Here is a 24,208-nt window from a genome sequence, read left to right on the forward strand (position 1 = left end):
CTTTGCTTGAATTTTTCTGGTTAGAAAAACACAGAATTTCGTATTTTCTTTATAGCTTTGTGGCACATAACCCTAATTTCGACCTGCCCATGGAACAACTGTTGCACTATGTTTGGAAGCATAAGCTATTCGCAACTGCACCTTTGAAAACAACCGAAGGCGTGGATGTGGAGGTGATTGATACGGGATTGCATAACACGAACGCTGGTCCCGACTTCTTTAACGCCAAAATTAAGCTCGGAGATACACTCTGGGTGGGTAATGTCGAGATACACGAGAAAGCCTCACAATGGTTTGAACACGGGCATCATCTTGATGCACGATACAACAATGTGGTGCTGCACGTGGTGGGTAAGGCCGACATGGACGCCTTAACACTGGATGGCGACATGCCGCCACAAATGGAATTGGCGGTGCCCAATAGCGTTTTGACCCATTATAACGAGTTGCTGGCTGCCGATAAGTTCCCGCCCTGCCACAACATTCTGCACCAACTGGCGCCACTTACTTTGCATAGCTGGCTGGCAGCCTTGCAAACAGAACGTTTGGAGAGCAAAACAAAGGCCGTGATACGGCGCGCCGAACTAGCAAATGGTTCGTGGGAGGATGCATTTTTCATCACCTTAGCCCGCAACTTTGGGTTCGGCGTTAATGGAGATGCCTTTGAACGATGGGCCGCCAACGTGCCATTGCGCTGCGTTGACCATCATCGCGACAACGTTTTCCAAATAGAAGCCCTCTTTATGGGACAGGCGGGATTGCTAACCAGCGAGTCTTTACCGCCCCGACAACACCAGATGGCGCTGAAAGACGAATATTTCGAACAACTGAAAAAGGAGTATTCGTACCTAGCGCACAAGTTCAATTTGCAGCCTTTAGACCCCGCCATGTGGTTGTTTCTTAGACTTAGGCCACAGAATTTTCCACACATACGATTGTCGCAGCTGGCTATGCTCTACCATTCGCGTACAGCTTCGCTGGCCAATATCGTGGCTTGCGAGGGATTGGCGCAACTTCGAAAGGCGTTGTTCACAAAGGTGTCGGCCTACTGGCAAACGCATTTCGTGTTTGGTGGAGGCAGTAAAAGCAGCGATAAAGCTTTATCGGTGGCGTCGCGCGACGTGCTAATTCTCAACACTGTGGTGCCTATTCTCTTTGCCTATGGCCGTCATCGCCACAACGATATATTGTGCGAACGAGCCTTCCAGTTGCTCGAAGAGCTTCGCGCAGAAAACAATCACATCGTGAGAATGTGGCAAACGTGCGGACTGGAGGTGAAAAATGCAGGCGACACACAGGCGCTTATTCAACTTAAAACCGAATATTGCGACCGCAAAGATTGCTTGAGATGCCGTATTGGGTACGAATACTTGAAGAAAGGATAGTATTGAGGAGATATTTTCAATTCAACAACCCATAACTAATAAAGCATATCACTCCCCTTTCTCCCCTTGAAGAGGGGCAGGGGTAAGGCCGAGAAGGGTTAAAGATGAGTCTTTTAAATAGTTATATATATGTACATATTCACTACAGAGATGGAAGTTCGCGACTACGAATGCGACATACAAGGAATTGTTAACAATGCCAATTATCTTCATTTTACTGAACATACACGGCATCTTTTCTTAAAACACACTGGACTTAGTTTTGCTTCGCTACACGAAAAGGGCGTAGACCCCGTTGTGGCACGCATGACTCTGCAATATAAAGCACCCTTACAATGCGATGATGTGATGGTGTCGAAACTCTGGATTGAAAAAGAGGGCATACGATATGTGTTTCATCACGACATCTTTCGCAAACGAGATGAACGGCTTTCTTTTCGGGCAACAGCCGAATTGGTGTGCCTCGTGAATGGAAAATTGAGCCGAAGCGAAGATATTGATAAGGCGTTCGCACCCTTCATCAAACAAGCGCACGACAAATAACATAAGCCGTAGCACCCCCCCCTGCAGCATAATGCCACACACCATGAACCACAACGAAACACGAAACGCCATCGCCCTCACGCGAGTGAACTATTTTAACCTCGCGGGGTTGGCGCAGCTGTACCGCAAATTGGGCTCGGCCACCGAGGTTATTGCCCACCGCAACAACCTTAAAGAAGTGCTGCCTGATGCTTCGCCTAGGCTACTTGAAGCCATGCACAACATCGAACAGCACCTCCGAGTGGCCGACGCCGAAATGGAATATAACGCACGCAACAACATCAAAACGCTGTGTCTGGCCGACAATGATTATCCCCAACGCCTAAAAAACTGCGCTGATGCCCCACTCGTGCTGTTCTTTAAAGGTAACACCGACCTGAATAGGGCGCGCGTTATCAATGTTGTTGGCACACGTCATTGCACGGCTTACGGCCAAGATGTGATAAGAAAGTTTATTACAGAACTGAAAAAACTTAGTCCTGAAGTGCTCATCGTGAGCGGTTTGGCTTACGGTGTGGACATCAATGCGCATCGACAAGCGTTGGCAAACGACCTAGATACGGTGGCCGTTTTGGCTCACGGGCTGGACAATCTCTATCCCGCACGCCATAAACAAACGGCAGACGAGATGATAAAGCACGGCGGATTGCTCACCGAGTTCTTAACAAATACCAATGCCGACAAACTTAATTTCGTAAGGCGAAACCGCATAGTGGCTGGTATGTCAGACGCTTGCGTGCTGGTTGAAAGTGCTGCACACGGCGGAGGACTTATCACTACGGCCATTGCACGCGACTATAGCAGAGAAGTATTCGCCTTTCCTGGTGCCGTGGGAGCACCCTTTAGCGAAGGCTGCAACAACCTTATTCGCGACCATAAGGCGCAATTGATAACCTCGGCAGCCGACTTTATTCAGGCCTTGGGATGGGAAACCGACTTTAAACGCGTTCAAGCCACACGCCAAGGCATTGAAAGGCAACTCTTTCCTGAACTCTCTGCCGAGGAACAAACCGTTATAGAGGCACTGCAAAGCCTCAACGACCAACCCATTAGCCAGCTATCACTATCGGCCAACATCCCCATTTCAAGACTCACCGTGGTGCTTTTCCAACTAGAAATGAAAGGCATGCTCAAACTTTTGGCTGGCGGATGCTACCACCTTTATACGTGATAAATGCCCAAACATCAAAAAATGAACAGCGCAAAGAGATGGCTTTTACCCTTTTTTTCACTAACTTTGCGCTGTTAATCGGGTTGTAGCTCACGGCAATGGGCATTGCTTAGCACCAGTAGCGCTAACAACCACAACATTGAACATCATCATTTTAGATTAAAATACAGCTTATGAACATCGCCATTATAGGCTACGGCAAGATGGGTAGAATGATTGAAGAGATTGCAAAACAACGCGGACACAACATTGTTTGCATCATCGACCAAGACAATCAAGCCGACTTTGATAGCCCTAACTTTGCTTCGGCCGACGTGGCCATCGAGTTTACCTCGCCTCAAGCGGCTTTCCAAAACTACCTAAAGGCTTTTAAACACAACGTTAAAGTGGTGTCGGGGTCTACTGGATGGCTCGAACAACACGGCGAAGAGATTAAACACCTGTGCAAAGAAGAGGGTAAAACGCTTTTCTGGGCCAGCAACTTCTCGGTGGGAGTGGCCATCTTTAGAGCACTTAACCGCCGATTGGCTGAACTGATGAACCGCTTCCCGCAATATGATGTGCATATAGAAGAGACACATCATGTGCACAAACAGGATGCTCCTTCGGGCACTGCCATCACCCTGGCCGAGGATATTTTGGCACAATTGCAACGCAAAGACTCATGGATTAAAGGCGAACAACATCTGCCCAACCAGCAATTCGTTGCCAGCCAACAATCAAATCAAAACCAATTGGCCATCGACAGCTTTCGCGAAGGCGAGGTTCCTGGCATCCACACCATTATTTATAACAGCGAGGCCGATAGCATTAGCATCTCTCACAACGCCCATTCACGGCGTGGATTTGCCGAAGGTGCCGTGCTAGCAGCCGAATATACGGCCACTCATAGCGGCTTGCTCTCTATGGATAACCTCTTTAACTTCTGAAAACAACATGCGCCACAACCCTAATAGCCTACTACTGGCCACCAACTTAACACAAAACACAGGGCGTAAGGCGCAAAACATATAACTAAGACTTGCAATGATTAAGAAAAAACAAAAGGGAATAAACCCTCGTGTACAATGGACTAAGTTTGTCATCGTTACACTTCTCTACCTGGCTTTCCTCTATTGGGTGGGCAGTTGGTGGGGATTGCTCGTGCTTCCTTTCATCTACGACGTTTATATTTCTAAAAAAATAAATTGGCAATGGTGGAAAGATGCCGAAGGCCCTACACGCTTTATCATGGGCTGGGTGGATGCTATCGTATTCGCATTAGTGGCGGTTTACTTCATCAACTTATTCTTTTTCCAGAACTTTGTGATTCCTTCTAGCTCGCTAGAAAAGAGTTTGCTCACGGGTGACTACCTCTTTGTTAGCAAGCTTAGCTATGGTCCGCGCATTCCGCAAACGCCACTTACCATGCCACTAACCCAACATACGATGCCTGTGCTCAATATTAAGTCGTATATCGAAGTGCCTCACTGGGATTATCGACGAGTAAAGGGATTGGGAAATGTGCAACTTAACGATATCGTGGTGTTTAATTATCCCTCGGGAGATAGCCTCGTTAACGAACAAAGATGGGCCGCTGCCGACTATTATCAAATGGTTTACTCGTATGGTAAGCAGCTTTACGACCAGGCTAACCCGCCCGTGAACCTCGATAGCATGACTCTTTTGCAACAACGCGACTACTTTGCATACATCTATGCCTTGGGACGCGCCTACATTGTGCAAAATCCCAACGAGTATGGCGACATTATTTCTCGTCCAACCGACCGAAGAGAGAATTACGTTAAGCGATGTGTGGGTCTGCCTGGACAAACACTACAGATTAAAAACCGCATCATCTATCTAGACGGTAAACCCAATAAAGAACCCGACAACGTGCAATATACTTACTATGTGAAGCTTAAAAACATGTTGCCCGAAGAGCTTCTTACCGAGTTAGGCATAACACAAGAAGACCTTCAAAGCCTTAACACCAGTGGCGTTATGCCCCTTACTGCAAAGGCTGCAAAAGCTTTGGCCGCTAGAAAAGACCTGGTTGAGAGTGTAAAACTTAACACCGACGCACCCACGGGCGACCTCTATCCACTCAATGCCAACACTGGATGGACTAGAGATAACTACGGACCGATTTGGATTCCTAAGAAAGGGGCCACCGTTAAACTCTCGTTGGCCAACCTGCCCTTATACGAACGCCCCATACGCGTGTACGAAAACAACAAGCTGGAGGTGCGAAACGGACAAATTTACATCAACGATAAACCCGCCAACAGCTATACCTTTAAGATGGATTACTATTGGATGATGGGCGACAACAGGCATAACTCGGCCGACTCGCGTTACTGGGGCTTTGTGCCAGAAGACCATGTGGTGGGCAAACCCATATTCATCTGGTGGTCGCACGATGTAGATCACCCAGGATTTAAGGGCATTAGATGGAAACGTTTGTTCACATGCGTGGACAAAATCAAGTAATAAAGCGAACTTAACGCTCGCCTTTACTGGCTCATCAACCGCAATGACCAACACTAAAACAATAAGACTGAAGGGAAGTTTGCACACCGCCCATCAGTCTTATTTGTATTATCTAGAACTCCTCGGTTAAACAAAGCCCCTAGGCAGCCTAGAAAAAAACTAAAAACACCCTCGCGCCATGCTCCCTTTGCTCACTTCGGCCTATCTCGCCCCCATACAATGGTATGCAAAACTATTTCACAGCAACGGCTGTTGGATTGAACAACACGACCATTTTCAGAAACAAACTTATCGCAACCGATGCATCATTGCCACAGCCAACGGTACACAAGCCCTCACAATACCCATCGAAAGACCAACGGGCGAACAGGCTTCGCGCATGGCTATGAAAGATATTCGCATTAGCGACCATGGCAATTGGCGACACATCCACTGGCAAGCCATCGTGTCGGCCTACAATGATAGTCCGTTTTTTGAGTATTATGCCGACGACTTCCTACCTTTTTTCCAACAACGTTATGCATTTCTTTTCGACTTCAACCTGGAACTAACACACACCATTTGCACGCTTCTCGACATCACACCCAACATCCTTCGCACGCCTTCGTTTGTGCCAACGGCATCGCAATTGGCCTCGGGGGCAACGCTTCCGCCTGACTTTGCTCACGAACAAGGGGATATAAACACAGCCCTACCCGACTTTCGCGAGGTGATTGTGCCCAAAAATGCACCTCCCGACCCACTGTTTTCGCCTCGCCCCTACTATCAAGTGTTTGCTCAACGCCACGGCTTTATACCCAATCTCAGTATCATCGACCTGCTTTTTAATATGGGAAACGAGGCTCCGCTGTTTCTTTAAACAGCGCAAAACAAGGAGAAACAAACGCATGGAGAAAAAAATAGCGCCTAATGATGTGCACAACATTAGGCGCCAAAAGGTCTAACCGAAGTCCCTTCAAGCATTAAATACTTTACAACACACCTTTTCCACGCCTAACCACCACCAAGGCATTAGCCACTTTGCGCTCGCCCTCATGGTCGAACTTATGGTTATCGCATGGATAATTGGCCACACCACTGGCATTAAAGCCCTTTGCCCATAACGTAGACGAACCTCCACCATCCAAATTCAAGGCATCGGTGCAGCCCAACTGCTGCAAAAAATGACGTAGTTCGATAAGGTTCATCCCCCCTGCATAACCCGGATGACGACCGTCTACAGTGACAAGAAGCACCGTTCCGCGCGAAGTGAGTGCGATAGCCGAACGCGGATGCTTGTCTATCACAAAGCCCATGCCACTGCTTCGCAACAAAACACCCTTGCCTTGATAAAGAAGCAGATGACCAGAGGCCAACGTGGACCCATGATGACAACGATAACGCCGCTCAATACCCTTGTTCCATGGTATGATGTGCACCCTACGACCATGCACACGCACAGCTCCAGTTACACGCAATGCCAGTTCGGCCGTGGTGGTGGTGTCTATAAGGTTGCGCCCTTGACGCAAATAGGTAATGGCCGAACGCTTATGAATATCAAAATATGAACCATTGATAGCTGCCATAGCCTTCGAACGACGAGCCATCTCGCCTACCGTAGCACCGCCATCGGCCACTGCCACATCAAAAGCCACACCGTGTTTGGGTGTTATCTCGGCCACGGTAACCGTCTGCGCACAGCCATATAGCAAGGGCCAACGCATCTGCCGCACCTCCACATTGTTGGCAATACGCCGTGTTTCCCACATCGCCGTGGCAATAGCTACAGCGTCTTCGCGCGTTTGAGCCACAAGCGTGAGGGGCACAAAAAACCCAAAGAACAGACCTAGAAGAATGTTTTTTCGCATAAACTGGATGTTAATCATTGGTTGTTGAGGCCGACTTGGTTTTCTCACGCGTTAGCTTTCGTTTCACCACCGCGGGATTTCCAGCCGCCAAAGAGTCGTCGGGAATATCGTGTATCACCACAGAACCCGCTGCAATGATGCACCTTTGGCCAATGGTTACGCCAGGGCACACCGTAACATTACCGCCCAGCCATGTGTCGTTGCCTATGGTTATGGGCTTTGCTTGCTCTTGTGGCTCGCGCCTTTCCATATAGTCGATGGGGTGTTGAGGCGTAAACAGCTTACAACAAGGGCCCAACTTAACATGATGCCCCAAGGTTACGGGAGCCGAATCGAGCACCACACAGCCATAATTCATAAACGAATGCTCGCCCATGTGCAAGCCATGACCATGGTCGCAGTGAAAAGGCGGACATATTTCGGCTGTTGCAGGCAGGTCAGGAACGAGCGCTTCTATCAGCTTGCGATAGCCCTTATGAACCGTGCTTATGCGATTGAGCTTGGCACATAGCCTTTTGGCGCGAGCAAAACTAGCCTGCATCTCCTCATCGTCAAAGCGATATAGCTCACCGCTACGCATCTTTTCCATTTCTGTCTTCATGCCATTTTCGTGTTTAGAATGTAGGCAAAAGTACGTTATTTTGATTAACTTTGCAACACAATGCCCATCTTCGATGATGGGTTTTCACACTATTTACCATTCACCGCATCATGTTTCACGCCTTACATACCCACTTGCCGAAGCCCGAAAAGATGAACAACCCCTTCTTTTACGAGCCCAACGCCCTGTGTATTCTGGCTGCCGAGGAGGTGAAAACCATGGTGGCAACGCACAACGAATGGCGTGAAGAGGTGCAAGCGGGTAAGATGTTCGGCGTGTTGGTGGTGGAACGCCCATCGCACCACGGCATGCAACTGGGCTACCTGGCCGCTTTCTCGGGTCAATTGGGCGGTAAGGCCACGTGGGAGGGGTTTGTTCCACCCGTGTTCGACTATCTTCAACCCGATGGTTATTTTAAAATTCATGAACGCGAGATTAGCCATATCAATTCGCTTCTTGCCGAAATAGAAAATAGCCCAACGCTCGCCAATCTGAAGAAACAACTTGAACGCGAGCAACACAAAGCCGAAAACCAACTAAACGACTATCGCAAAATGATGGCCGAGGCCAAAAAAGCACGCGAGAAAAAGCGCGCATTGGGTGCTAGCAACGAGGATATGGCGAAGATGGTGGCCGAAAGTCAATTTCAAAAAGCCGAACTAAAAAGGTTGAAACAACATCTACAAACCAATTCAAACGCCCTACAACAACAGCTTTGGGCGATGGAAAACCAGATAAACCAACTGAAGACGCAACGCAAACAACTGTCGGACTCGCTGCAACGCTGGCTTTTCACTAAATTCGAAATGCTTAATGCTATGGGCGAACGGCGCAATCTGCTCGACATCTTTGCACCTACGCCTCAACAAACACCACCCGCTGGCACAGGCGAATGCTGTGCACCAAAACTCTTGCAGCACGCTTTTGCCATGGGATATCGTGCCGTTTGCATGGCCGAATTTTGGTTGGGCAATTCGCCCAAAACCGAGATAAGGCGCGCTGGTGCGTTTTATCCTGCCTGCAAAGGTAAATGTGGCCCTACGCTTGAATATATGTTACAAGGGCTAGACCTTGAACAAGCACCAATGAAGCAAACCCACAACAAGGCGCTTCGCGTGATTTACGAAGACGAAACCCTGGCCGTGGTGAGCAAACCGCCGGGCATGCTAAGTGTTCCAGGCAAAGATGGTGGCCTATCGGTTAGCGAACTGATGCGCGAACGCTACCCCAACTCCTCGTCACCTCTCATTGTTCACCGTCTTGACCAAGACACTTCGGGCCTGATGCTTATTGCAAAAACCAAAGAAATGCACAAAACACTGCAAGCAGCTTTCTTAAATCACGAGGTAAAAAAGCGCTATGTGGCTGTGCTCGAGGGGGTGCTGCCTCCTAACAAGCAACGCGGGGTAATTTCCTTGCCCCTATCTAGCAATTACATTGACCGCCCGCGGCAGGTGGTAGACTGGCAAAGGGGCAAACCTGCCGTAACCCATTACGAGGTTATTGACTGCAAGGCAGGACATAGCGTGGTGGCTCTTTACCCCCAAACAGGCCGAACCCATCAGCTTCGCGTGCATTGTGCACACCCCGACGGACTAAACATGCCCATCCTTGGCGACCCACTTTACGGACAAAAGGCGCTTCGCATGTATCTGCACGCCGAAGCAATTGAAATAGAAAAATTAGGAATAAAGGTGGAAGATATTATAAACTTAAACCCATGAACGAAGAAAATAAAAGTGTAGCGCCCAACAAAACGACGCAAAACATCAGCAACAACATGGTTTGGCAAGTGCTCGACCAGGAATATTTGATACGAAAACAGTGGCTTACAGCACGCCGCGACAAAGTAAAACTACCCACTGGCGCAGTGGTAAACGATTATTATGTGCTGGAATATCCCGATTGGGTGAACACCGTAACCATCACAAACAACGGTGACTTTGTATTGGTAAGACAGTACAGACATGCACTAGGCGTCACCGCCATGGAGATTTGCGCTGGCGTTGTGGAACAAAACGAACCTCCATTGCTTGCTGCGCAAAGAGAACTGCTTGAAGAAACAGGATATGGCAACGGCAAATGGCAACCGCTAATGACCATCGCACCAAACCCTGGCACAATGACCAACCGCTGCCATTGCTTCTTGGCTACTGGTGTGGAGAAGATTACCACCCAACATCTTGACGCTACAGAAGACATAGAAGTACACTTGGTGAGTCGCAACGAGATGCTGCGCATGCTTAAAAACAACGAACTCTACCAAGCAATGATGTATGCCCCACTATGGAAATACTTCGCCCTAGAAAATGAGTTAAACCCTTAAAACCACCGCAAAACCAGCGGTTCGCCCACCACTTCGCGGTGAACAAAACAGCTCAACATTGAAAACAAAATCTTTAAATAGTGTTAACACGCGTAACATCTTCAACACACAATCGTCATTCATAATAGAGACAGATGAACAAAATAAGCTTTCGCAATGACATTCTGCCCTTAAAGGACAAGTTGTACAGGCTGGCGATGCGCATTACGCTTAATGAACGCGACGCCGAAGACATTGTGCAAGACACACTCATCAAAGTCTGGAACAGGCGAGAAAGATGGGACGAGCTAGAGTCTATCGAAGCATTCAGTCTGACGGTATGCCGAAACTTGGCGCTAGACAGCATCAAAAGAAAAGGACACGGCAGCCCTTCAATAGAAGACACACATGCCGAAAAGCCCGACCTCACCGCTAATCCCTACGAGGAAATGTTGCAAAACGACCGCGTACAACTAGTGAGAGACATCATCAACGCCCTCCCCGAGAAACAAAAAACAAGCATGCAGCTTCATGAATTCGAAGGGAAAAGCTATCGCGAGATTGCCCAGATAATGGAAATCACCGAAGAACAGGTGAAAATAAACATCTTCAGGGCTAGACAAACGATAAAACAAAAGTTCAAAAACGTAGAAGATTATGGATTATAAATACATCAACCAACTATTGGAGCGCTATTGGAACTGCGAGACTTCTTTGGAAGAGGAAGGTATCTTGCGTGCGTTTTTCTCACAGAAAGACGTACCAGCCGAGCTACGCCAATACCAGCCGCTCTTCGCTTACCAACAATTGGAGACGAAAGAAAAGCACCTGGACGCCGACTTCGACAATAGGTTGCTGGCCATGATCGAAGAGGATGAGCCCATAAAGGTGAAAGCTCGCACCATCACCCTTACTCAACGACTTAAACCGCTGTTCAAAGCAGCCGCCGTTGTGGCCATCTTCCTAACCCTGGGCAATGCCGCGCAAGAGTCTTTCCAAACTCAACAGCCCTCTACAACGGGCATGGCAGGCTATAATAAGGTGGAGAAAGGGGCGTCGGTTGCCTTGCGCGACTCGGCTGCTATCGACACTATCAAGCCTGTTGGCGCACCTGCCGCATCGCTCAACGTCATTAAATAAGAATTTTTCTATGCTTTCTCAATAACAATGTTTAGTAAAACAACATCGAAGCTGTGAAGCTTCTTTCTCTCAAATTTTTCATTATACTAACGTAAGGTCAATGGCCGTAGTCGCTCAAAAGGCGCTGCGGCCTTTGTTTTTTATTGGTGGTGAAAGGGGAAAAGCCGAAACAATTCGCTCACTTCCATCTTTACTTGTACGCTAAAAATACGCTCATTAACCCTTTTGTGCTTTACTTCTTGGCAAACAGTCCACGCCATCCTCTTCTTTAGCTCAATCTGCCATAGGCGTTTATTGTATTTATGTGTGCCAATGCTTATTGTTTCTCTCATTGTTGTATTGGGTTTGAACTATCCTCGTCCACACAATATGTAAAGTTTTCAGCACGATATTTAACACTATGAGTGGCTATTTTGCTCACCAATTGTCGCTCGGCCGAAAATTTTCAATTCTCGCGGAGGTTTGTTGTGATGCAAAAAGGTCTAAATCGGCAAAAACAGACAAAGGGCCTTTTGGGCATAAAAACTGTGATTTTTACCAAAAAACAGGCTATTTCTCACAAAATTCTGCGCAATATGCACCAAAACGCGATGCTATCTCCTACAAAACGCAGTGCTAACTCGTGCTAAATGCAGTGCTATCTCCTACAAAACGCAAGGTAAAATGGTGCTAAATGCAACTCAAAATGCTGCAAAACGCGCTTTTTATGCTGCTTAAATCTTTACAACGAATACAGAAACGGCTCTTCAAATAAGCAAAAACCAGCAAATAAATCGACTTTTTAGCTACTAAAATCCGTTTTTGGGGCGGTAAAATTCTTCGCCTCTGCAACAAAATAGAAAGGTAAAAAGGTACAAATTGATGGTTCTACCCTAAAAAACGATGTCAAATAAAACAGCAACACCCCAAAAAAGTCCCAAAAACCCTGCTTTTTAACAGGTTTATTCGCTAGAATGGGTAGAAATCCAACACACGTTTTGTAAAATAATAATACCCAATTTAACAAAGAAAGAAAGAGTACCAATCATGCAAAACAAACGCCATTAGCGCCATTAGCTTGCTTGAGCCTTAAGCATAGAACTTTCATGGCACACTATTTAAAACGTTCAATATGACCAAAATACGCCTATCGTTTAACCCATATCTCCGTCATTAGAGCCTAAACAAATTTGGGTTTCTTGTCGGCATCTTGCCTATCTTTGTAAAGCAGACGTAGCGGGCCACGTCAAGTTGCAAATACAGGCAAGATGCCGACAAGAATATAAAAGACGGTAGGAAACAACACAAAAACAAGAATTATAGAAACAGTATGGTCTAAAGAGCGATTTGGGTTTAAAAACCATGTTATCTAACTGTAATAAGCACAATGGCAAATGACACTAACGCCCAATTGGGCTTAAACATTAAATTGTCGAAGTCACCTTTATAATCCAAAAGCCCTCTTTTTAAAAGGGCAATGCACTGATGTTATAATCTGAAACCTCATCACTCAGCTGCATGGCATCAGTAAGAGGCTCATAATTATAACCATTGCTTTGCCTACTTAACTGTTTAAAGATTGTTTCTCTGAAAGTTGAGACAATGTCAAGCTGCTCTATTTCGATGCGTCGAGCTTTTGAAATCTCAAGAAAATCAGACTCTTGTTCAATACCCAAGTATCTACGCCCAAACAAGTTTGCCGCTATACCAGTGGTACTACTACCAGCAAAGGGATCGAGTATCCAATCATTAGGCCTAGTTGAGGCAAGAATAATGCGTGTAAGCAAGGCTAAAGGCTTTTGAGTAGGGTGTTTTGTGCAGGTCTTTTCCCACGGAGCAATGGCAGGTAGGTGCCAAACGTCGGTCATTTGTTTGTTGTCGTTCATCTCTTTCATCAGTTGGTAGTTGAAATAATGAGATGTTTTCTTAGACTTACGTGCCCAAATGATAAACTCAGAGCTATGCGTAAACTACCTGTACGAGATGTTTGGGGGCTGATTTGTTTTGACCCTAGTGATTACATTGAGTATCTTAAATCCTAGTTCCGTTAAACAATTAGCCACACAAAGATTTTAGAACAATGGGATTATAAGCGTTACCACCCTCTCCTTGTTCGATGTTTGAAATCATAAGTTCGGTTAACTTTCCTCGTTTGTCCGCATTTGAGTTAATCATGCGTGTGGCAAGCACCCGCTGAATGTTGTATGCGGCATACAGATTATCGAAAAAATTGTCCTTGGGGTCATGACCCTTTACATCTGAGTTGCTGAGAACAAACAAGCTACCACGCTCGCTTACTTCGTTACAGAAATTTCGTAAGCGCACTTGTTCGGCATCGCCAAAGGGCTCTTTAACATAAGTGTTGAACGAAGAAGTGCTGTTCAGCGGCTTATATGGCGGGTCGAGGTATAACAACGTATCTTCATGGGCATACCGCTTTGTAGCATCAAAGTCGCCGCAAAGGATGTCCACGCGTTGCAAGAGGTCAGAGTCGGCCATGATAGTTTGTTCATCGCATATCTTAGGGTGTACATATTTTCCATGCGGAACGTTAAATTTTCCCTTAGAATTCTCGCGATAAAGGCCATTAAAACAGGTGCGATTTAAGAAGATAAAGATAGCGGCTTGCTCCACGTTTGTTAGTTTGTCATCGTTAAAACGCCTGCGTTTCTCCAAAAAGTAAGCCGTTCGTTCGGCATGGTTCATGGGCAGATACTCGTTTTCAAGCATGCGTAGAGCACTGATAAGCTTTTGGGGCATGGCCTTAATAACACGATACACGTTTATCAGTTTTGCGTTTACATCGTTGATAACAGCGTGTTGTATGTTGGGATAGCGTTGCAATAGCCAAAACAAAACAGAACCTCCGCCAACAAATGGTTCCACATAGGTGATGTCCCTGCTGCAGAAATCTGTTGGTAAAAGGCTTTCTATGTCTGACAAGAGTTGAGTTTTCCCTCCTGCCCACTTAACAAACGGCTTTGCGCCTTTAAATAAAGTCATTGTTGATTGATATTGTTTTTAGGCAATGCCATCTTTCTATATCCGTGCAGAGCTTGGTCAGAATCCGCTATCCATTATATTCTAGTACAGCGTTTCTCTCTTTCTTTTAACTGCAAAAATAGCAAATTATACTAACATAAAGCAGGCTTTTATGTATTATTTATTTGAATAAAGCCACACCAGCTTGGAAGTTCTGCCCAGCACACGCCAAAAATGAAAAAAGAGAAACCATCTTGCGATAGCTTCTCTTCTATACTTTAAACATTGAATGTCACTTGTTGTGACTTGTTTGTGGGCCATCTTGGGCTTGAACCAAGGACCTCCAGATTATGAGTCTGTTGCTCTAACCAACTGAGCTAAAAGCCCGAACCACCCGCTTTGGGGTTGTTTGCAGGTGCAAAGGTAGTTGTTTTAAAGGAAATCTCCAAACAAATAAGACAAAAAGACGTAAAAATGAAAGGACCAACACCAAATTTGGGGGCTTTTATGTAACTTTGCATACTTGGGGAAATATATCCCAACACACTATTATACATACGCATCAATGAGTATTGAGACTACATTAGAGAAATTCGACAAGGCTGGATTGACAGACGAACAAGTGGCATTGAGCCGCAACGAACATGGCGCGAACATACTTACACCTCCCAAACGCGCCTCGCTTTGGGCTTTGTACATCGACAAATACCGCGACCCCATCATCCAAATTCTTATCGTGGCTGCTGCCGTCTCACTGATTTTCTCGTTTATCAACGGCGAGTTTCTTGAAACGCTGGGCATATTTTTGGCTATTATCTTGGCCACTACCATCGGCTTTTACTTTGAAAGAGACGCCGCTAGAAAGTTTGATGTGCTTACAACCTTGGGCGAGGAACAACTCGTAAAGGTAAGAAGAAACGGTGATACTACCACCGTTGCACGTAAAGATGTGGTGGTGGGCGACCTCATTGTTATCGAAGTGGGCGACGAAATTCCTGCCGATGCCATGCTTCTTCAATCGGCCGACCTGCAAATTGATGAATCTACGCTTACTGGCGAACCCATTATCAACAAACATGCTTCGCCCAATGTGGCCGAAGAAGAGGCCACCTACCCCACCAATATGGTGCTGCGCTCTACCATGGTGATGAATGGAAGTGGCCTAGCTAGAGTGGTGGCAGTGGGCGATGGCACGGAGATTGGAAAAGTGGCACGCAAGGCTACCGAACTAACAGCTGTGAAAACTCCCCTCAATCAGCAACTCGACCGTCTGGCAAAACTTATCAGCAAGGTGGGATTTAGCGTGGCAATAACGGCGTTTTCGGTGTTTTTAGTGCACGACATACTTACCAATGAGCTTTGGCAAAGCAATAATTATATAGGTATGGCCGAGGTGGTACTACATTATTTTATGATGGCAGTAACGCTTTTGGTTATGGCTGTTCCCGAAGGTTTGCCTATGGCCGTTACACTAAGTCTTGCTTTGAACATGCGACGAATGCTAAAAAGCAATAACCTTGTGCGTAAATTGCATGCCTGCGAAACAATGGGAGCAGTGACAGTGATATGTACCGACAAGACAGGAACGCTTACAGAAAACAAAATGCAAGTGGCTGAGATGCGCGTTTTAACGCCAGATACACCCCTTACCAACGCCATCGCACTGAACTCTACAGCTAATTTGGAAACAAAAAATGGTGCAACGACGGGCATTGGAAGCCCCACCGAGGTGGCTTTGTTACTATGGTTGCAGGCAAACAACCACAATTATCGCGAACTGAGAAAGACCGAATGCATGGAAAATCAGTTGCCTTTCTCTACCGATCGCAAATATATGGCCACCATCGCTCGTGTTAATGGCCAACGACTGCTCTTTATAAAGGGTGCGCCCGAAACGGTTATGGCACTCTGCAACCTAAGCAACGAGGAACAAGAGGCCAACGCACAATTGCTGCGTGGCTATCAAAACAAGGCCATGCGCACACTGGCTTTCGCCTATAAGCCACTAAACAACAACGAAGGAAAAGGCTTTAGCGAACCCAACTTGATGCAAGGCTTCACCCTTCAGGCCTTGGCTGCCATCAGCGACCCTATTAGAAAAGATGTTCCCGCTGCCGTTAAAGAGTGTCTTAACGCTGGTATCGAGGTGAAAATCGTAACGGGCGACACCGCTGCAACGGCTATCGAGATTGCCCGACAGATTGGTATTTGGCAGAAAGAGACACCATTGGAGGCGCAAATTACGGGTCCCGACTTTGCCGAACTGAGCGATGACACAGCCTACGAACGCGTGAAAGTGCTGCGCGTGATGTCGCGTGCACGCCCCACAGATAAGCAAAGACTGGTTAACCTGCTGCAACAACGTGGCGAAGTGGTGGCCGTTACAGGCGATGGAACCAACGATGCACCTGCTCTTAACCATGCCCACGTGGGACTATCATTGGGCAGTGGCACCAATGTTGCCAAGGAAGCATCAGATATGACTTTGCTAGACGACTCGTTTGGTTCTATCGAACGCGCGGTGATGTGGGGCCGTTCGCTCTACAACAACATCCGTCGTTTTCTCTTCTTCCAACTTGTTGTCAACCTCACGGCATTGCTTTTGGTGCTTGGTGGCGCAATTATTGGCACACAAATGCCACTAACTGTTACGCAAATACTTTGGGTTAACCTCATTATGGACACCTTTGCTGCTATGGCTTTGGCCTCGTTGCCACCAACACGCGAGGTAATGAGCGAACGCCCCCGCAAACAATCAGAACCCATCATATCGCCTTCGATGGCTAAGGGCATCATATTTTGCGGTCTGGTGTTCTTCGCGATGCTGTTTGCGATGCTTATTTACTTCCGCAACGAGCGTGGAGGCAACGTGGATACACATCAGCTCACCATCTTCTTCACCACCTTTGTGATGCTTCAGTTCTGGAATTTGTTTAATGCCAAGACGCTAAACTCGCACCATAGCACCTTCCGTCGTCTCTATGCCGACCGCGGTTTGTTGCTCGTTCTCTTGCTCATCGTGGCTGGACAATGGCTCATTGTCACCTTTGGTGGGCGTATGTTCCGCACCGTTCCGCTGTCGCTTGCCGAGTGGGGATGCATCATTGGCGCAACATCTGTGGTGATGTGGGCGGGCGAAGTGTGGCGATGGTTTAAACCCAAACCTCAATCACAGCCATCCGTCTAACGTTATGCACACTCCCAACACCCCTCCCTGTGTGGCCACAATCGGCTTTTTCGATGGTGTGCACCGTGGTCATCGCTACCTCATAGACTATGTTAGGCAGCTGGCTAAGGCAAATGGCATGCCCTCGATGGTGGTTACTTTCGGCACACATCCACGCCAAGTGGTGCAACAGGGCTTTACGCCGCAACTGCTTTCTACACCCGAAGAGAAGCTAAAACTGCTGCGACAAACGGGCACGTGCCACACCATGGTGCTGAATTTCGATGAGAATATGGCGGCGCTTACAGCCCGCGAGTTTATGCAACGGATACTGAAAGAACGACTAAACGTGGCCCAACTGGTGATTGGCTACGACAATAAGTTTGGGCATAACCGCGAAGAAGGTTTTGAAGACTACCAAAGGTATGGAAAGCAAATGGGTATCAACGTGACTGAAGCACCGCAGTTTGCTCCTGATGGCGAACATATCAGCTCGTCGGCCATACGCAGCCACTTGCAAGAAGGGCGCATTACCCAGGCTAATGCACTGCTGGGTTACGACTATTCTATTGCGGGGCAGGTGGTGCCAGGCTTTCAAGAGGGCCGAAAAATGGGTTTCCCCACGGCCAACCTCCTTGTAGACAATGCGCAAAAACTGCTCCCTCAAAACGGCGTTTACGCCACCTTGGTAGAGCTAGACGGCTTTGAACAACCGCTGATGGGCATGACCAACATCGGCAATAGACCCACTTTCAACGGCAAGGGTATAACCATCGAAACCAATATCCTCGATTTCTCGGCCGATATTTATGGACAAAACATGCGCGTTTCGTTCGTAGAACGCATTCGCCCCGAAGTGCGTTTTAACTCGATTGACGAACTGAAAACAAAGATGAAAGCCGACGAGCAATCGGCGAGAAGCATGCTTGCGCACGTGGCGAAACGCTAACCACGCAACAGCCATGCGCCATGCAGCCACTCGTTAACCCCATATGCAATTACACAACAATATTTATGGCAGGCCATTGGCCCAACTAATGCGCTAGCAACAAAGTCAAAACATTATTAACAATGAAAAAAAATAACAGTCTTATTCTTAGTGTGATGTGTTATATCGTGGTTTTTATCATGATACAGTTTGGCATTTCGCTCGTGGCTTTGTACCTCGACGATTCAATCAAACACCCCGCTTCGGCCAGTCCAACAGCCCTTTCGCTGAGCAGCGCAGTGGCTAGCATCGTCATTATCGGCCTGTTTCTATGGCGAAAGTGGGCGCCCATATCACGCCACTACCTGCAACAGCACCCTTGGGGCGTGCTGGTATGGACCATCTTAGCAGCCCTTGGCGCCATACTTCCGCTACAATGGATATACGAGCAGCTCAACATCACCGTTGCTGACAACGTAAAACAACTGTTCGACAGCATCTTGGGGAGTCGTTGGGGCTACCTTGCGCTGGGCATCTTAGCACCAGTGGCCGAAGAATTGGTATTCCGTGGAGCCATCTTACGGTGTCTGTTGGCCTACTTCAACAACCGTTTGCCCTGGATTCCCATTGTTGTTTCGGCTCTGCTTTTTGGTGCCGTGCACGCTAATTTGGCCCAATTTGTTAATGCCTCTACAATGGGTTTGCTTTTGGGATGGCTTTATTATCGCACGCATAGCGTAGTTCCAGGCGTGATTTTCCATTGGGCTAACAACACAGTGGCCTACGCAATGTATGTGCTTATGCCCGACTTAAACGATGGACAGCTTATCGACTTGTTCCATGGCGACAACAAACTGATGTACATGGGCTTGTTCTGCTCGCTCCTGGTGCTGTTGCCCTCGCTGTTTCAGCTTAATAAACGGATGGGGAACGAAGGCAGAACACATTAACCAAAGTTGCAAACTAAGACGCGAAGCTGGCATTTGGCGAAGACGAAGTGTGCTGTTGACAGTGCAAAAAACTACGCGCAATGCTCCAAGTAGGCATAAAAAACATGGTCCCGTATGTTGCTCACGCAATATACGGGACGTTTCTTGTAGTGAAAAAGATTTTTATGAATGGGCGATTAACCTTATTTGCACACATCTCTCAGCTTGCCTTAGGATAGAAGAAGTGAGAAAATGGCGCACGGTGTAACGCCAAATATGAAGTTTATAATTCTATTCACAAAAATACATAATATAACCGAATGTGCCAAATTTTAATTGCACTATTTTAAATTACTTGAAAAGAAAGTCTCTTTTTTAGGCAATTCTGTAAAAGCTTTAAAATATTTATCGCTCAAAAGAGGTTTAATTAACATATCTAGCCAGCTATAATCCTATAAGTATTTAGGAGTTTTCTTCCTTTTCTTCCAACATTTCTTTCACGCCCTTGAAGGTTTTGCGATGAAAAGGCGACACGCCATGCTCCACAATGGCCGCACGATGTGCCTTTGTGGGATAGCCTTTGTTCACTTCCCACTGATAAAATGGGCACTGCTTGGCCAGATTATCCATGTAATCATCGCGATAGGTTTTGGCTAAAACACTAGCAGCAGCTATCGAAAGATACTTGCCATCGCCCTTAACAATGGTTTGGTGAGGTAAGGTGCCATAGGGTTTAAAGCGGTTTCCATCTACAATCACCGCCTGAGGTCGCACCTTTAACCCATCGAGTGCACGGTGCATGGCCAGAATACTGGCGTTAAGAATATTGATTTCGTCGATTTCATCGGCTGTAACTTCGCCCACAGCCCATGCCACAGCATCTTTTTCTATCTGCTTGCGTAGGGCATAACGCTGCTTCTCGGTTAGCTTTTTAGAGTCGTTAAGCAGCGCATTGGTATAGTCAACAGGCAGAATTACGGCCGCAGCAAACACGCTTCCGGCTAGGCATCCCCTACCCGCTTCGTCGCAACCGGCCTCGATTAGGTCGGCAAAAAAATGAGATTCTAACATATATCTATATAATATGGTGTTGCGTTTAAACTCGTTTGATTTACTGATTATTAACAAACTTATTTCATTTGTGAAATGATGCTTCTTTATTTTGCTGCAATTTTGCAACCACAAAGTTAAGCAAATAATAACATTCAACACATAGAACAATGAAAAAGGAAATGACATTACCAGTAAATTCAGCGCGTGAAGTACGAGTTAGTAACATCTTCGCTAGTGTTAAAGCCACCCTAATGCTCCCCATAGTTTGGTTGAGCTTGTATTATTCAGTCGTGTTGAAGATGGAGATTAACACCCGTAGCACCCTACATCTGCTCAATGCTCAGGTGGCGTTCTTGCTAGCTGTGTTGCCCGCCAATGCTCCGTTTGTGGCTCGATTGATATGTACGGCTTGGTTTGCGCTGGCTCTTAGAGGATGCAAACGCAACCTTAGTTCTTGCAAACGCAAGTAATGCGCTAGAGAGCGAAGGGAAAGCATCGATAAAATGGGCTATTTCTTAAAACCTATGGTAAGCAATTGCACCTAAATTGTGCAGATCTCTTCTAGCCCATCATCACTTCTGACGCGGCACGAGCCACTAACAGCCTTGTCAAAGACATGCCTTCCTAGTGGTTAATGGAACAGGGAGCGCTCGCATAATTTGGTATTGAGCTGCAAACTAACGCTTAATTTTACCCATTCCATCGTTCGCATTAATCTCTCCACGAAGATTCACCCTACAAAATCACACTCTGCAATGGCCAATAGATGAATGGAAGGCCAACTTAAAATCATCAAACGCAATTCGCTCACCATGCAGTTCAAAGCGTTTCGCTACTATCTCCTTCGAAAACAGTAACGCATCGAAGAGCTACAAAAAGCTCATTCGATGCGTTTTTTTATATTAAAGGATGGCCTTAGCAAAAACAGTCTAACCATTCCGAAGCAAATAGTGCCTAAAACATGGCAGACACCCTGCGCACGCCGGCAACAAAGGTGTCCACTTCTTCGCGTGTGTTGTATAAACCAAAAGAAGCGCGCACCGTTCCCGATATACCTAGGCGAGCCATAAGCGGCTGAGCGCAATGGTGACCAGTACGAACGGCGATACCAAGACGGTCGAGCAGTGTACCCATGTCCAGGTGATGAATGTTGCCAACAAGAAAACTTATCACCGCATCTTTATCGATGGAATGGCCAAAAATACGCATCCCATCGATAGTTTTAAGCTGTTCTGTGGCATAACGAGTAAGTTCTTGTTCGTGGCGTTGAATATTATCCATACCCAAAGACGAGAGGAAATCGAGCGCCGTAGCCAGTCCGTGCGTGGCAACATAATCTGGTGTGCCCGCCTCAAACTTAAAAGGGAGTTCGGCAAAAGTGGTTTTTTCAAAACTCACAGTGGCAATCATCTCGCCTCCGCCTTGATAAGGAGGAAGTTTTTCGAGCCATTGTTCTTTACCATATACCACACCCACACCTGTAGGTCCGTATGCTTTATGTCCTGAAAAGGTGAAGAAGTCGCAATCCAAATCTTGAACATCCACCTTAAAATGTGGCACGCTCTGCGCTCCATCCACCAACACTGGCACACCATGAAGATGCGCACGTCGTACAATCTCCTTTATCGGGTTAACTGTTCCGAGCACATTGCTCACCTGCATAACGCTAACAAGTTTGGTGCGAGAAGTGAACAATTGGTCCATTTCATCGAGAATAAGCTCTCCGTTGTCGTCCATTGGAATCACCCTAATGGCTATACCGTGACGAGCAGCCATCAATTGCCAAGGCACAATGTTGCTATGGTGTTCCATTGTGGATATAATCACCTCGTCGCCTGGCTGCATGAAGCCTTCGCAAAAAGACGAAGCGATGAGATTAATGCCCTCGGTTGTGCCACGCGTAAAAATAATTTCGTTGTCGCTTTGCGCGTTAATAAACTTGCGTACGGTGGTTCGGGCAGCCTCATGCAGGTCGGTTGCCTTTTGCGAAAGATAATGAACGCCACGATGCACGTTAGCATTGGCGTTGAGATACTCGTGCCTCATGGCATCAAGAACGCAAAGTGGCTTCTGTGTTGTGGCCCCATTATCAAGGTAAATCAACGGCTTGCCATATACTTGGCGCGATAAAATGGGGAATTCTGAACGAATGGAGGTGATGTTGTACATATCTTTTGAGGAGTTATGGGGGAATGAGGAGTTAAGCCAAATGCCTTGTTGCAGAGTGGCAAACATCCTTGTAAACTCATTAACCCGTCTACTCATTAACTTACCTACTTGTTAACTTGTTAACTAACTACACATACCACGCCCCTCTCCCCTTGGAGAGGGGAAGGGGGTGAGGCTTTTTTTACTGCACTTTTCTACATCCTTCGCAGCGGTCGAACTCACCACGGAAGCGTTTTTCAACGAGATGATGTAGGCGTTCGCGTAGTGGTTCGAGATGCATTTGGTCGATGACTTCGTTGATAAATGCAAATTCGAGCAGCAGCTTAGCTTCTTTTTCGCTCACGCCCCGTTGGCGCATGTAGAACAAAGCTTCACTGTTAAGCTGCCCTACGGTAGAGCCGTGCGAGCATTTCACATCGTCGGCATAGATTTCTAGCATGGGTTGGGTAAACATATGCGCCTTTTTGGTAGCACAAATGTTTTGGTTTCGCATTTCCGAATCTGTGTGTTGGGCATCCTTCCGCACCAAAACAAGTCCGGCGAAAGCGCCAACCGCCTCATCGTCGAGCACATATTTGTAGAGTTCATGACTGTGACAGTTGGGCACAGCATGGTCTATCACAGTGTTATTGTCAACATGTTGTTTCTTATCGGCAATAACACAACCCGACAAATTACACTCGGCATCCTCTCCACGGAACGATAACAACACGTTATTGCGCGTTACACCATTGTGCAACGTAATAACATTGTGGTTTACCCTGCTGCTAGCTTGCTGCTCAATATAAACATTGCTCACGCGAACATTCTTCTCATGGGTTTCTTCCATGCAATAAAGGTCGAGCTTAGCGTTATCGTCAACAAAGGCTTCTATAACCTGTGTGGCAAGAAAACGTTGATCGTCGAAGGTGTGATCGCAGAAAAGGAACTTGACTTCTGCAAGGGGTTCGACGACAATGAGCACGCGACGATTAACCATTAAGTCTACCTGGGCATGCAGAATGTTTATCACTTGTATGGTGTTTTCGAGTTTAACGCCACGCGGAACATACACCAACAATCCGTCTTGTGCAAGCATGGTGTTGAGTGCCGTCACCGCATCGTCTTCGGTTTTGGCCAGCTTACCATAATATCTTGCGATGAAATCGGGATTTTTTGCAGCATAATCGCAAATCGAAGTAATAACCACGCCCTCGGGTAGTTGCTTATTAGGTGTCGTAGGATACAACAAAGCATCGTTCACCACAAAATGATTGGCTGTGCTAAGGCGTGGAACATCGCAGCTAAACACCTCGTAAGGGTTGATAGGCATAGGCAAGCGTTGAAGATTTAGTCCGTAATCGGGTTCGAAAAGCTTGCTGATGTCGGTGTATTTATATTTTTCGGTCTTGCGCGTTGGGAAGCCTTGGCGCTTAAAATCCTCGAAAGCTTTTTCTCTCAGAGCATTCATTACCGCGGTGGAATGGGCGGAAATAACGTCGCGATTGGCTTCGAAGAGGTCTATATATTGTTTCTCGCTATTCATTATTACAGGGTTT

The 24,208-nt window shown here is 46.8% G+C and carries 21 protein-coding genes, 1 tRNA gene and 1 pseudogene; 14 read left to right on the forward strand and 9 right to left on the reverse strand.

Annotation, left to right across the window (positions count from 1 at the left end; genetic code table 11):
- Positions 1 to 89: 89 nt before the first annotated feature.
- The 6 genes from QME03_RS06435 (at position 90) to QME03_RS06460 (ending at position 6,430) form a co-directional block, all read left to right on the forward strand.
- A complete protein-coding gene (locus tag QME03_RS06435) occupies positions 90 to 1,385 on the forward strand; it encodes a DUF2851 family protein (RefSeq protein WP_025817253.1) in 1,296 nt (431 codons plus the stop codon).
- A gap of 129 nt (positions 1,386 to 1,514) precedes the next feature.
- Positions 1,515 to 1,928 carry an acyl-CoA thioesterase gene (locus QME03_RS06440; protein WP_410521758.1) on the forward strand — a complete coding sequence of 138 codons (414 nt, stop codon included), beginning with the start codon at positions 1,515 to 1,517 and terminating at the stop codon, positions 1,926 to 1,928.
- 43 nt (positions 1,929 to 1,971) lie between these two features.
- On the forward strand, positions 1,972 to 3,099 hold the full coding sequence (gene dprA, locus QME03_RS06445; RefSeq protein WP_281723828.1) for a DNA-processing protein DprA: 1,128 nt from the start codon (positions 1,972 to 1,974) through the stop codon (positions 3,097 to 3,099).
- Positions 3,100 to 3,272: 173 nt separating this feature from the next.
- The gene (gene dapB / locus QME03_RS06450; protein ID WP_273115303.1) at positions 3,273 to 4,028 is read left to right on the forward strand and encodes a 4-hydroxy-tetrahydrodipicolinate reductase; all 756 of its coding nucleotides are present in this window, start codon (positions 3,273 to 3,275) and stop codon (positions 4,026 to 4,028) included.
- Between the two features lie 97 nt (positions 4,029 to 4,125).
- Positions 4,126 to 5,571, forward strand: coding sequence for a signal peptidase I (lepB, locus tag QME03_RS06455; RefSeq protein WP_273115306.1), 1,446 nt, complete (start codon positions 4,126 to 4,128; stop codon positions 5,569 to 5,571).
- A 178-nt stretch (positions 5,572 to 5,749) separates the two neighbouring features.
- Positions 5,750 to 6,430, forward strand: a complete 681-nt coding sequence (locus QME03_RS06460; RefSeq protein WP_281723829.1) for a WbqC family protein — start codon at positions 5,750 to 5,752, stop codon at positions 6,428 to 6,430.
- Positions 6,431 to 6,542: 112 nt separating this feature from the next.
- Here QME03_RS06460 and QME03_RS06465 read toward each other — a convergent pair whose 3' ends face one another.
- Both QME03_RS06465 and QME03_RS06470 read right to left on the reverse strand, forming a co-directional pair.
- Positions 6,543 to 7,418: a phosphodiester glycosidase family protein gene (locus tag QME03_RS06465; protein ID WP_281723830.1), complete on the reverse strand. Its 876-nt coding sequence runs from the start codon at positions 7,416 to 7,418 to the stop codon at positions 6,543 to 6,545.
- Between the two features lie 10 nt (positions 7,419 to 7,428).
- Positions 7,429 to 8,019, reverse strand: a complete 591-nt coding sequence (locus tag QME03_RS06470; protein ID WP_281723831.1) for a sugar O-acetyltransferase — start codon at positions 8,017 to 8,019, stop codon at positions 7,429 to 7,431.
- Between the two features lie 110 nt (positions 8,020 to 8,129).
- On the opposite strand from QME03_RS06470, the gene QME03_RS06475 reads away from it, so the two are divergent.
- From QME03_RS06475 to QME03_RS06490, 4 genes are all read left to right on the forward strand, one after another.
- Positions 8,130 to 9,743, forward strand: a complete 1,614-nt coding sequence (locus tag QME03_RS06475; RefSeq protein WP_281723832.1) for an RluA family pseudouridine synthase — start codon at positions 8,130 to 8,132, stop codon at positions 9,741 to 9,743.
- Between the two features lie 56 nt (positions 9,744 to 9,799).
- A complete protein-coding gene (locus QME03_RS06480; RefSeq protein WP_410521759.1) occupies positions 9,800 to 10,345 on the forward strand; it encodes an NUDIX hydrolase in 546 nt (181 codons plus the stop codon).
- 134 nt (positions 10,346 to 10,479) lie between these two features.
- A complete protein-coding gene (locus tag QME03_RS06485) occupies positions 10,480 to 10,992 on the forward strand; it encodes an RNA polymerase sigma factor (protein WP_281723834.1) in 513 nt (170 codons plus the stop codon).
- Complete coding sequence (locus QME03_RS06490) at positions 10,982 to 11,464, forward strand: pyruvate ferredoxin oxidoreductase (RefSeq protein WP_281723835.1); 483 nt, start codon at positions 10,982 to 10,984, stop codon at positions 11,462 to 11,464. The genes QME03_RS06485 and QME03_RS06490 overlap by 11 nt, the downstream gene beginning before the upstream one ends.
- 140 nt (positions 11,465 to 11,604) lie before the next feature.
- Here the strand turns inward: QME03_RS06490 and QME03_RS06495 are convergent, their stop codons facing one another.
- The 4 genes and pseudogenes from QME03_RS06495 to QME03_RS06510 all read right to left on the reverse strand — a co-directional run bounded on the left by QME03_RS06495 (position 11,605) and on the right by QME03_RS06510 (position 14,812).
- Positions 11,605 to 11,796, reverse strand: coding sequence for a hypothetical protein (locus QME03_RS06495; protein ID WP_281723836.1), 192 nt, complete (start codon positions 11,794 to 11,796; stop codon positions 11,605 to 11,607).
- Positions 11,797 to 12,909: 1,113 nt separating this feature from the next.
- Positions 12,910 to 13,506 (reverse strand): annotated as a pseudogene (locus QME03_RS06500) (DNA-methyltransferase); the annotation flags it as partial.
- Positions 13,499 to 14,446 (reverse strand): DNA adenine methylase, encoded by a 948-nt coding sequence (locus tag QME03_RS06505; RefSeq protein ID WP_281723837.1) that lies wholly within the window; start codon positions 14,444 to 14,446, stop codon positions 13,499 to 13,501. The pseudogene QME03_RS06500 and the gene QME03_RS06505, both read right to left, overlap by 8 nt.
- A 292-nt stretch (positions 14,447 to 14,738) precedes the next feature.
- A tRNA-Ile gene (locus QME03_RS06510) sits at positions 14,739 to 14,812 on the reverse strand.
- A 178-nt stretch (positions 14,813 to 14,990) separates the two neighbouring features.
- Between QME03_RS06510 and QME03_RS06515 the strand changes: the two genes are divergently transcribed.
- The 3 genes from QME03_RS06515 (at position 14,991) to QME03_RS06525 (ending at position 19,469) form a co-directional block, all read left to right on the forward strand.
- Entirely contained in the window at positions 14,991 to 17,612 is a 2,622-nt protein-coding gene (locus QME03_RS06515) for a calcium-translocating P-type ATPase, PMCA-type (protein ID WP_281723838.1), read from the forward strand.
- Between the two features lie 4 nt (positions 17,613 to 17,616).
- Positions 17,617 to 18,540 (forward strand): bifunctional riboflavin kinase/FAD synthetase, encoded by a 924-nt coding sequence (locus tag QME03_RS06520; protein WP_281723839.1) that lies wholly within the window; start codon positions 17,617 to 17,619, stop codon positions 18,538 to 18,540.
- Positions 18,541 to 18,662: 122 nt separating this feature from the next.
- The gene (locus QME03_RS06525) at positions 18,663 to 19,469 is read left to right on the forward strand and encodes a CPBP family intramembrane glutamic endopeptidase (protein WP_273147806.1); all 807 of its coding nucleotides are present in this window, start codon (positions 18,663 to 18,665) and stop codon (positions 19,467 to 19,469) included.
- Positions 19,470 to 19,910: 441 nt separating this feature from the next.
- On the opposite strand, the gene QME03_RS06530 is transcribed toward QME03_RS06525, so the two are convergent.
- Positions 19,911 to 20,519, reverse strand: a complete 609-nt coding sequence (locus QME03_RS06530; protein ID WP_281723840.1) for a ribonuclease HII — start codon at positions 20,517 to 20,519, stop codon at positions 19,911 to 19,913.
- Positions 20,520 to 20,668: 149 nt separating this feature from the next.
- Here QME03_RS06530 and QME03_RS06535 point away from each other — a divergent pair, with 149 nt between their 5' ends.
- Complete coding sequence (locus tag QME03_RS06535; RefSeq protein ID WP_281723841.1) at positions 20,669 to 20,971, forward strand: hypothetical protein; 303 nt, start codon at positions 20,669 to 20,671, stop codon at positions 20,969 to 20,971.
- A 484-nt stretch (positions 20,972 to 21,455) separates the two neighbouring features.
- On the opposite strand, the gene QME03_RS06540 is transcribed toward QME03_RS06535, so the two are convergent.
- Together QME03_RS06540 and sufD are read right to left on the reverse strand one after the other, a co-directional pair.
- Positions 21,456 to 22,670 (reverse strand): aminotransferase class V-fold PLP-dependent enzyme, encoded by a 1,215-nt coding sequence (locus QME03_RS06540; protein ID WP_281723847.1) that lies wholly within the window; start codon positions 22,668 to 22,670, stop codon positions 21,456 to 21,458.
- Positions 22,671 to 22,851: 181 nt separating this feature from the next.
- Entirely contained in the window at positions 22,852 to 24,195 is a 1,344-nt protein-coding gene (sufD, locus tag QME03_RS06545; RefSeq protein ID WP_281723842.1) for a Fe-S cluster assembly protein SufD, read from the reverse strand.
- Positions 24,196 to 24,208: the final 13 nt, after the last annotated feature.

Origin of the sequence: Hoylesella shahii (assembly GCF_937990675.1) — a bacterium.
GTDB lineage: Bacteria > Bacteroidota > Bacteroidia > Bacteroidales > Bacteroidaceae > Prevotella > Prevotella shahii.